The sequence below is a fragment of the Rhizobium sp. CB3060 genome (assembly GCF_025200735.1).
Taxonomy (GTDB): domain Bacteria; phylum Pseudomonadota; class Alphaproteobacteria; order Rhizobiales; family Rhizobiaceae; genus Rhizobium.
This window is the reverse complement of the sequence record NZ_CP104159.1, coordinates 652938-663443: the sequence shown is the minus strand read 5'-3', so window position 1 is coordinate 663443 and position 10506 is coordinate 652938. Positions and strand designations below refer to the sequence as shown.

The following is a 10506-nucleotide window of genomic DNA, read 5'->3' as shown; positions in this document are numbered from 1 at the left end:
CTACCCCTGTCGTAGCGCTGTAATGATCGCGTCGGTGCCGAGCCGTGTAAGACACTCCTCCGCCGATTCGCCAGCAACTTTGTTATTCCGCACCAGCCTGTTCATCTCTGCCAGAGCGGATTTTAACTCTTCTTTCCCGATGTAGGCCACAGGCTCGCTCGATGCGGACCCATTTACGACAACCCCATAGCCCATTGGCGCACCGACAATGGTGACTGCACTATTGCCCGGATGGGCACAGCCTTTGCGGCAGCCGGACAGATGCACCGAGAGCGAGCCGTCGAGCAGTTCGGGGGCTAGGTCCAGAAGATCCGCCGCCGCGGATTTCGTCGCGTAGAAAGCGGAAGCGCAAGCCCCTGCTCCGGCGCAGACTTCCAGGTGATTTGACGGATCATCGGCACGCGTCCGAAAACCGCAATCGGCTGCGGCCGACTGAACGGCCTTTGCCGCCTCGAGCCCCAGCCCCAGCACCACCATGGCGTGCTCCGGCGCAGTGCGGATTTCGCTTGCTCCAGCGGCCTCGGCGATGGCGAGAAAGCGGAGAATGTCTCTCGCATGGATCTGCCCGAAGGATGGGCGCAGGCCGAGCGCGAGACGATCGCCGCCGAGAGAATGGATGCCGATTGGTGAAACATGCGGGTCGGCTGTGCCGAGTACGCTGGCTACCGGCGACTGATACTCTATGCGCAGGCTGTTTACATCCAGATCGCGGCCGCGTGCGCTCGGTCCGAGAAACGCCAGCGTTTTCAGTAGCTTGATGACAGCCGATATGGATTGTTCGGTGGACAAAGATGCAAGAACCTTCGCCGTTTTTGCCGTACCGCCGATTGCGAGAACCCATGCCGTCGAACCATTGGCGGTTCTCGCCGCCTTCAACCGAATATCCGCGGTGATCGTATCGAGGCTCAGCCGCCCGCCGGCATCGATGATAATGGCCAGCTTGGGTGCCAGTATCGGCTTAGGATCGAGGGCGGCGATCTGTTGACGAAGCCGGCTGGCTAGCTCCCTGGCATCGGCGATCTCCAGTGGGTCCAGTCCGCTGAACGGCGGGATCTCAATCGTGACGCCGGTTTCCGGGACGATGTCGGCTCGTTCGATATCCGCGGCAAGTCCGCTCATGCTTTCGGTAGTCATGCCGCGCAGTTGAAGATTGCCGCGCGCCGTGATTTCCATCAATCCGTTGCCATGTCTCTCCGCCGCCTGGGCAAGCGTCCGGAATTGCCCGATCGTCAGGCCCGGCTTCGTCGGACGCAGCCGCACGAGCAGTCCGTCACCAGTCATCATCGGGGCACTGAGCGACGGGCAGGCGCCGCGGGCCATCGACGACGCGCCCGGAACACAGGCAATGGCATCGATATCCTTCCGCAAGGAAATATCGCGCTCTTCCATCAAGTCGGCCTTCGCCATAGGACCATCCTTCCCGAAGAGCATGTCCTTACATAATCCTCATCGGCGGGCAAACAATTTGGCGGCGGCACAGTGCCTCATGCCTGATCGTCGAAATCTGAGCCTTTTCGCAGCAGATAGATATCCATGATCCACCCATGCTTCGCACGCGCTTCCGACCGGGTCGCCACGATACGGTCAGACACATCGGCAAGGCGGCCTGCAATGGTGATTTCATCCTCGGTGCCAAGGTAGGCGCCCCAATAAATATAGGCATCGGGATCATCGATCTTGCTGAAAGCCAGCTCGCCGTCGAGCATGACGACGGCTGTCTCGACCATACCCGGAAAGCTCTCGGCCAGTCGGCGCCCAGTCGTGATCTGCACCGGCTTTCCGACAAGATTGAGCGGAATGCGATGGCTTGCCGTCAAAGCCTGGATGCTGGTGATTCCGGGTATGACGCTATAGCCCAGGGCAACACGGTCCCGTGCCTTGACCCGCTCGATGATGCGGATCGTGCTGTCGTAGAGACTGGGATCGCCCCAGACCAGGAAGGCAGCGCTTGCGTGTTCCGCCATATGATCCTGGAACAGCGCTTCGTAGGTCGACGAAATCTGGGCGTGCCAGTCATCGACGCTTTGCACGTAGCTGCGGTCCGCCGTCTGGCGTACCGGCACGGCATAGTCGACGAAGCGGACAGCCTCGTTCGTCACATAGCGCTGGCAGATGTCTTTCCGCACATCGGCAAGCTCGGCCTTGGCCGCCCCTTTGCTGGGGATGAAAATGACATCCACCTTATTCAGCGCATTGATCGCCTGCACTGTCAGGTGCTCGGGATTACCCGTTCCGATGCCGACTAAATAGATGTGCCTCATTTCCTCGTCCTCGTTCTTGCGGCTGTTTGCCGGAAGCGGAGGGGCATTTCAAGTGTGGCGGGCGATCAAGTTGGCCACTCGGCATCAATCGGTAGGCCGCCATTTGACAGATATCCTACAAGTGGATATGTAAGCTTCATCTCCATTACGAATATGCGCGGAAGAACCAACGATGGCCTTGAAATCGATGAAGCCCCTGACCCGCGCACCCCTGCTGCATGTTTCCGTGCAGGAGAGTTTGCGCGCCTATATCGATGAAAACGGGTTAGCGCCCGGCACGCTTCTGCCGGCCGAAGGAGAGCTCGCGACGCAGCTCGGCGTCAGCCGGAATTCGCTGCGGGAGGGGATTAAGGCGCTGGAATCGCTCGGTGTGCTGGAGACGCGGCGCGGTGTTGGCATCTTCGTGAAGGCTTTTTCCTTTGAACCGTTGCTCGACAATCTCGCCTATGGCCTCGGTGGCGCGCTGCGGCAAATCGAGGAGGTCCTCGAAATCCGCCGCACGCTGGAAGTGGGATTGATTAGCAAGACCATCGAGATGATCGGCGAGGAAGACATCGCCGAACTGCGCAGCACGGTCAACAGGATGCGCGTCCATGCCGAGCGCGGAGAGACCTTTGCCGAAGACGATCAGCTCTTTCATCGGCTGCTCTTTCGCTGCCAGCACAATGAAACGCTCGTGCGGCTGATCGATGTCTTCTGGCTCGCTTTCTACAAGGCTTCGGATTTCGTGAACCTGGAGAACGTCGATCCGATGGCGACCTGGCGCGATCATGCCGCGATCGTGGATGCAGTGGAAGCAAAGGATCTGAAGGAGGCGCGCAGACGCCTGGATCGGCACTACGAAGGCATTGCCCGGGTGATTGCCAACAACAAGACAAGTTCAAATGTGGGAGGAACACATGAGGAGAGCATATAGACTATCCGTCATCGCCCTTGCAGCCATGCTGTCGACGACCGCAATTCCGGCCCTTGTCGGCCAGGCGCGGGCCGCGACCCTTTCCGGCGGCTTCGATGTCGGCCCGGGCGGCTTCCAAGGCAACTTCAATCCTCTTGCCGCAACGGCGGGATTCACCTGGCTCAGCATCTATTACGAACCGCTCGTCGCCTATGACGAGAAGCTGCAGAAAGTCGTCGGCGAACTCGCTAGCTCCTACGAGGTGAGCCCGGATCAGAAGACCTACACGTTCAAGCTGACGGACGCCAAATGGCATGACGGCCAGGCATTTACGGCCAAGGACGCCAAGTTCACCATCGGCCTCGCCATGAACGCCAAGACCGGTTCGGTACTCGCCGCCCGGCTGCAAAGCATTTCATCCGTCGAAACGCCGGACGAGCACACGGTTGTGGTCAAGCTGAGCGCGCCGACCGGCAGCTTTCTCGATACCATGACCAAGGTCATGATGCTGCCGCAACATGCCCTGTCCGCGATACCGGCCGATCAGTTGGCCAAGAGTACATGGTGGTCCACCACGCCGATCGGCACTGGACCTTTCAAGTTCACGAAATACGTATCCGATCAATATGTCGAGCTCGCCGCCAACACCGAATACCGCGGCGGCAAGCCTGCGCTCGAACGCATCATCAACCGCTATTTCGCCAATCCGGCTGCGGCGATCGCGGCTCTGAGATCCGGTGAAATCCAGTTCACTTACGTCGATTCCAACGACGTGCCGACTTTCAAGGACGATAAGAATTTCAGGGTCATCGAAGGCGATTCTTTCGTCGTCAACTATCTCGGCTTCAACCACGATTCCCCCATCTGGAAGGATCCGCGCGTCCGCAAGGCGGTGATGTACGCGATCAATCGCGATGCCATCATCAAGAGCCTCTATGGCGGCGCGGCCAAGCCTGCCAATTGCGCCTATGTTGCCGAGCAACTGATACCAAAAGGCGTCGACGACTATGCCTACGACCCGGCAAAAGCCAAACAGTTGCTGACGGAAGCGGGATGGGATCAGATCAACGGTAGCAAGCCGATCACGCTGCTGACCTATTACACAACGCCGCTCGCGACCAATGTTCTGGCTGCTGTCCAAGCGATGCTCGCCCAAGTCGGCATCAATGTCGTCCCACGCGCCGTCGATGCGCCGACTTACAACAGCATCGTGCTCAACGCGAAACCGGATGTCGCGCAGTTCCAAATGGTCTACGCCGGACTTCAGAACGGACCGGATGCCGGAAGCATCAATGTCGGGCTGAACGAAAGCCAGATTCCGCCAGCCGGAGCGAATGTCGTTCGAGCGCGCATGCCGGATCTGAGCGCCGCGCTCAACGCCGCACTGACCGAGACCGACGGTTCCAAACGCGACGGCCGCTATCAGGACGTCTGCAAGGTCATGAATACGAACTTGCCCTGGGCAACGCTCTGGGTGGCAAAGCGCTATGGCATCGTCTCGTCCAAGGTGAAGGATTTCGTCTGGACGCCGGCGCCTGGCGGCGGGCCTTATCAGGCCAATCCGCAGAAATGGTCGATCGCCGAATAAGGCGTTTCCTTCCAAAGCCTTGAGGGCGGCCTCGGCCATCCTGACAGGATTTACAATGCTTCGATACAGCCTTCGACGCCTGGCCATAGGGGCTGGCATGCTCATCGCCCTGAGCATGCTGATCTTCCTCCTCTTGCGTCTGACGCCCGGCGATCCGATCGATGCTTATATCGATCCGAATGTCCCGATGTCGCCGACCGACCTTGCGAACCTGCGCAGGAGTTTGGGGCTCGACCAGCCCTTGCCGCTGCAATACCTTGGATGGCTGCAGAACGCGCTGACGGGCAATCTCGGCTATTCGATCAAACGTCTCGACCAGCCGGTTCTCGGTCTTGTGCTGTCACGGATCGGACCGACGGTGCTTCTCATGGGTTCGGCGCTTGTGATCGCCGTTATTGCCGGCATTGCCGTGGGCGTTTTCAGCGCCGTCCGCCGCAATTCGCTCGCCGACCTGTCCTTCTCGGTGTTCGCGCTTGCCGGTATTTCCAGCCCTGCGTTCCTCAGCGCCCTCATTGGCCTCTATGTCTTCTCCGTTCGCCTGCATTGGATGCCCTCCGGCGGCATGCTGACGCCTGGCGAGGAATTTTCGATCGGTGATCTTATTCATCACCTGATCCTGCCCGCCGCGCTGCTGTCCATCGCGCAGGCCGCATTGATCACGCGTTATATGCGCGCTTCGCTGCTCGAAGTCCTCAATCAGGATTACGTGCGCACGGCTCGCGCCAAGGGAGTGAAGGAGTTCTGGGTCATCACCAAGCATGCGCTGCGCAATGCCCTCCTTCCCATCGTAACCCTCATCGGCTCGACCATCGGGCTTGCGATCGGCGGCGCCATCTTCATCGAGAGCGTCTTTAACTGGCCGGGCATGGGCCTGCTTCTCGTCAATGCAGTGGAGACGCGAGACTACCCCGTCATCATGGGCGCGACGCTCGTCATCGGCATCTGCGTCATCGTCGTTAATCTTCTGACCGATATCACCTACGCGGTTGTCGATCCGCGCATCAAGGTGGGCTGACGATGTTTGCTCGCTCCACGTCCCGCCGCAGCCCCGGGCCGCTCGCTCGCGCATTCGAACGCTTTCTATTGAACCACGCCGCCGTCGCCGGCATTTGCGTCGCTATTCCAATGTTGCTGCTGATCCTCTCCTATCCGCTGTGGTGGAAGTTTCAGCCGAACGATATCGATCTGCTGGCCATGAACAGCGGCCCGACGGCAACGCACTGGTTCGGAACCGATGGAGTCGGCCGCGACGTGTTTGCGCGTGTTCTGGAAGGCGGGCGGATTTCGCTGCTCGTTGCCGCCGCATCGACCGCCCTTTCCGCGATCATCGGCTTCCTCTTCGGCGCCGTCTCGGCACTCGCCGGCCGGTGGGCTGATGCCGTCTCCATGCGCTTCGTCGATCTGGTGATGACCCTGCCGCCTGTCATCTTCCTGCTGGTGCTCGCCTCGATCGCCGGCACTGGCATCTGGCCGACGGTGCTGGTCATCTCGCTGCTCTCCTGGCCGCTTCTTGCGCGCATGGTCCGCTCGCGGCTTCTGGAACTGCGCGAGCGCGATTTCGTCATGGCCTCGCGCGGTATGGGCGCCGGCATTGGACACCTGCTTTTTCGCCATGGCCTGCCGAACGCGATCGACATCCTCGTCGTCTACGCAACGCTGCAGATCGCCAATGCCATCCTGCTGGAGGCGGGTCTGTCCTTCCTCGGTCTCGGCATTGCCCCGCCTGCGGCAAGCTGGGGCAACATGCTGAACGCCGCCCGGTCGACCGCCGTGCTCGAACAATATCCCTGGCAATGGCTCTTCCCTGGCGGAGCGCTGATCCTTGCTGTGCTCGCAATCAACTTCATCGGCGATGGCCTCAGAGACGCCTTCGATCCCCGTGCCGAACTGAACTGACAACCGAAAGAAAGCAAACATGACCAAATTCAAGGGTGTCGTCCCCCCTGTCGTAACGCCGCTCAATCCGGATTTCACTGTCGACTATCCGTCCTATACGCGGGTTCTTGAACATCTGATCGATGCCGGCTGCCACGGCGTCTTCGTGCTCGGCTCGACAAGCGAAGTCGTCTTTCACGACGAAAAGAGGCGGCGTGAGATCATCGAGCATTCGGCAAAGGTGGTGAACGGCCGCGTGCCGCTCATCGTCGGCGCCATCGATCCGACGACGGATCGCGTTATCGCCCATTCGAAAATAGCGAAGGCCGCGGGCGCCGACGCGGTGGTGGTCACGGCACCGTTCTATACGGTCACCAGCCAATCCGAGATCCTCGATCATTTCCGCTATATCAGGGATGCGGTGGACGTCCCGCTGGTCGCCTACGACATTCCCGTCTGTGTTCATGTGAAGCTGCAGCGGCAGACTGTCGTGACGCTCGCCAAGGAAGGCACCATCATCGGCCTCAAGGATTCAAGCGGCGACGACGGCAATTTCCGCTATGCGCTGCTCGATCTCGCCGACCACGAGGATGTCTTCCTGATGACCGGCTCCGAGATCGTCGTCGACAATGCCTTGCTGATGGGCGCTCACGGTGTCGTTCCGGGCATCGCCAACGTCGACCCGCATGGCTATGTGCGCCTGTGGGACGCCGCACAGCGCGGCGATTGGGCCGCCGCTCGAAAAGAGCAGGAGCGCCTTTGCCGTCTCTTCGAAATCGTTTGGGTCGCCCAGGGCCGCGTTAGCGGCGGTGCATCCGGTATAGGCGCTTTCAAAGCCGCCATGCGCAGCCTCGGCATCATCGATACCGCCATCATGCCGCGGCCACGCGCAGCGCTGAACGAGGCTGAAACCGCACGGATCGATGAAATCCTGCGCGCAACCGGTCTGCTGAACTGAGGCGCGTAATGGAGCCGGCCGCCGATCCCGTTCTCGATATCAGGGGGCTGCGAACGATCTTCCGTATCCGCGGCAGCGAGATCACGGCCGTCAACGATATCGATCTGACCGTTGCAGCCGGTAAGACCCTGGCGCTCGTCGGCGAATCCGGCTCTGGCAAATCGGTGACCAGCCTTTCCGTCATGCGTTTGCTCACGCGCAACATCGGCAGGATCGCCGCGGGCACTATCCACCTGAAGCGCAAGAATGGCGCGGTCCGCAATCTGGTCTCTCTTGACGATGAGGATATGCGCAGGATCAGGGGCGATGATATTGGCATGGTGTTTCAGGAGCCGATGTCGAGCCTTAATCCCGTCTTCACGATCGGCGACCAGATATCGGAACCGATCCGCATTCATCGCGGCGCGGGTCGGAAAGCCGCGATGAATGCGGCCGTGCAACTCCTCGACAGCGTCGGTATTCCGGATGCGAAGCGACGCGCCGGCCAATATCCGCATGAACTCTCTGGCGGCATGCGGCAGAGGGTGACGATCGCCATGGCGCTGGCGTGTGATCCGACATTGCTGATTGCCGATGAACCGACAACGGCGCTCGATGTGACGATCCAGGCGCAAATTCTCGATCTGCTCCTGAGGCTGCAACGCGAACGCGGCATGGCCATGCTGTTTATCACGCACAATCTCGGCGTTGTTGCGGAGATCGCCCATCGCGTTGCGGTCATGTATGCGGGCCGGATCGTCGAAGAGGGGCCGGTCGGCAAGGTCTTTGGCAATCCGCGCCACCCCTATACAATGGGCCTTCTCGCCTCCATGCCGCGTCTTGGCGATGCGGCGCGGATGAAACAGGCCGGTGAGAAGCTCGCCGCCATTCCGGGTGTGGTCCCCAGCCTGATGAACATGCCGGCCGGCTGCGCATTTTCCCCGCGCTGCAAATACGCGATCGATGCCTGCCGCGCCGCCGTGCCGGCGCTCGAAGAGGTCGGTCCGGGGCACCGCAGCCGCTGCATAAGATGGCAGGAGATCTAGATGAGCGAGCCTTTGCTCTCGGTTCGCGATCTCGGGAAACACTATACGTCCCGAGGCACGAAGCTGAATGTTCTTCAGAATATCTCCTTCGATATCGCCAAAGGCGAGGTCGTCGGGCTTGTTGGCGAATCCGGCAGCGGAAAAACCACGATCGGACGTTCGGTGCTGCGCCTCGTAGAACCCTCGGCAGGCAGCGTCCGCTTCGATGGCGTGGAACTGACCACGCTTTCCGCCTCCGCTCTAAGACGCACGCGGCCGCGCATGCAATATATTTTTCAGGACCCCTTCGCCAGCCTCTCGCCGCGCATGACGATCGGCGAAATCCTGACGGAAGGGCTGAATATCCAGCGCATCGGAACCGGCAAGGAACGGCTCGAGCGGGCGCATTCCGCCCTCGCCCAGGTCGACCTGCCTGGCGATGCGATCAATCGCTATGCACATGAATTTTCAGGCGGCCAGCGCCAGCGCATCGGCATCGCCCGCGCCTTGACCCTGTCGCCGGAATTCATCGTGGCCGACGAGCCGGTCTCGGCACTTGATGTCTCTATTCAGGCGCAGATCATCAATCTGCTGCGCGAATTGCAGACGCGCCTCGGCCTGACCATGCTCTTCATTTCGCATGATCTGGCCGTCGTCGAATATGTCTGCGATCGGGTGATCGTCCTCTATCTCGGCCGCATCATGGAAATCGCGCCGAGTGCCGATCTCTACGCCAACCCACAGCATCCCTATACGCGTGCGCTGCTCTCCGCGATTCCCTCGACCAATCCCAATCTCCGCCGCGACCGCCAGATCCTCAGAGGTGATATACCGAGCCCGGCCAATCCACCCTCCGGCTGTGTCTTCCGCACCCGCTGTCCGCACGCATTGGACGCCTGCGGGAAGACGATACCGGAGCTGAGAGAGGTCGCGCCGGGTCATTTCAAGGCCTGCATTCGCGACGATTTGAATTGAGGGGCAATCAATGACGGCAAAAAGGCGGCATACCATCGCCGGCAATTGGGCGACCCTTCTTCTGCCGATCGGGGTGGATGATGACATCGAATTCGCAAAGCTCGGCGAGGAAATCGATATCCTGATCGCGGCCGGTGTCGACGGCATCTATTCGAATGGTACGGCGGGGGAATTCCACAGCCAGACCGAAGACGAATTCGACCGCATTCAATCGATGTTGGCCGAACGATGCGCTGCGGCCGGCATGAACTTCGTCATCGGCGCTTGCCAACCGGATGCTCGCATCATGCTGGAACGGGTTCGGCGTTCGGCGCTCCTGAAACCGCTGGCGATTCAAGTTATCCTGCCCGACTGGTGGCCTGTAACGGATCGGGAAGCGATCGATTTTTTGAACCGGGCTGTCGATGTCGGAAGCGGCATTCCGCTGATCCTCTATAACCCACCACATGCCAAGCGTGTCCTGACGCCGGAAGAACTGGGCAGGATCTGCGCTGCGGTACCAGGCGTCATCGGCGCCAAGGTGGCTGATGGCGACAAGCAATGGTACGCGGACGCGCGCCAGCACCTTTCGGAACTCTCACTCTTTGTCCCCGGCCATCATCTTGCAACCGGTATTATGGAGGGTATTGCGGCGGGATCCTTTTCCAATGTCGCCTGTCTAAGCCCCCGAGGCGCGCAGATGTGGACCGCATCCATGCAGGACGACATCCATGCCGCACTCGCTTTGGAGCGCCGAATTTGCAAGTTCATGGAAACCCACATCGTCCCCTATCGCCAGCGATTAGGCTATTCGAACGCAGCGCTCGACAAGCTTCTCTGCGCCATCGGCAACTGGGGACCCGTCGGCACGCGCCTGCGCTGGCCGTACCGCTCGATCGACATGAGCGAGGCAGAAAGGCTCCGCGATGTCGCGCGGACGGAGCTGAGCGAACTTTTTGCGTAATTAAAAT

At 60.4% G+C, this 10506-nt stretch carries 10 protein-coding genes; 8 read left to right on the top strand and 2 right to left on the bottom strand.

What is annotated here, in order from left to right:
- Together cobG and cobF are read right to left on the bottom strand one after the other, a co-directional pair.
- A complete protein-coding gene (gene cobG / locus N2601_RS22465) occupies positions 1-1407 on the bottom strand; it encodes a precorrin-3B synthase (RefSeq protein WP_260304964.1) in 1407 nt (468 codons plus the stop codon).
- Positions 1408-1484: 77 nt separating this feature from the next.
- Positions 1485-2261 carry a precorrin-6A synthase (deacetylating) gene (gene cobF / locus N2601_RS22460; RefSeq protein ID WP_260304963.1) on the bottom strand — a complete coding sequence of 259 codons (777 nt, stop codon included), beginning with the start codon at positions 2259-2261 and terminating at the stop codon, positions 1485-1487.
- Positions 2262-2433: 172 nt separating this feature from the next.
- Between cobF and N2601_RS22455 the strand changes: the two genes are divergently transcribed.
- Genes N2601_RS22455 through N2601_RS22420 form a run of 8 tightly spaced genes read left to right on the top strand, consistent with a single transcriptional unit; the run spans position 2434 to position 10499 of the window.
- Positions 2434-3177 carry a FadR/GntR family transcriptional regulator gene (locus N2601_RS22455; RefSeq protein WP_260304962.1) on the top strand — a complete coding sequence of 248 codons (744 nt, stop codon included), beginning with the start codon at positions 2434-2436 and terminating at the stop codon, positions 3175-3177.
- Entirely contained in the window at positions 3161-4744 is a 1584-nt protein-coding gene (locus N2601_RS22450; protein WP_260304961.1) for an ABC transporter substrate-binding protein, read from the top strand. Before N2601_RS22455 ends, N2601_RS22450 begins: the two co-directional genes overlap by 17 nt.
- Positions 4745-4799: 55 nt before the next feature.
- Positions 4800-5759: an ABC transporter permease gene (locus N2601_RS22445; RefSeq protein ID WP_260304960.1), complete on the top strand. Its 960-nt coding sequence runs from the start codon at positions 4800-4802 to the stop codon at positions 5757-5759.
- Positions 5760-5761: 2 nt separating this feature from the next.
- Positions 5762-6640 carry an ABC transporter permease gene (locus N2601_RS22440; RefSeq protein WP_260304959.1) on the top strand — a complete coding sequence of 293 codons (879 nt, stop codon included), beginning with the start codon at positions 5762-5764 and terminating at the stop codon, positions 6638-6640.
- 19 nt (positions 6641-6659) lie between these two features.
- A complete protein-coding gene (locus tag N2601_RS22435) occupies positions 6660-7577 on the top strand; it encodes a dihydrodipicolinate synthase family protein (protein WP_260304957.1) in 918 nt (305 codons plus the stop codon).
- Between the two features lie 8 nt (positions 7578-7585).
- On the top strand, positions 7586-8602 hold the full coding sequence (locus N2601_RS22430; protein ID WP_260304956.1) for an ABC transporter ATP-binding protein: 1017 nt from the start codon (positions 7586-7588) through the stop codon (positions 8600-8602).
- A complete protein-coding gene (locus N2601_RS22425; protein ID WP_260304955.1) occupies positions 8603-9556 on the top strand; it encodes an ABC transporter ATP-binding protein in 954 nt (317 codons plus the stop codon). It begins immediately after the preceding gene.
- 10 nt (positions 9557-9566) lie between these two features.
- Complete coding sequence (locus N2601_RS22420; protein ID WP_260304954.1) at positions 9567-10499, top strand: dihydrodipicolinate synthase family protein; 933 nt, start codon at positions 9567-9569, stop codon at positions 10497-10499.
- The last annotated feature ends 7 nt before the right edge of the window (positions 10500-10506 follow it).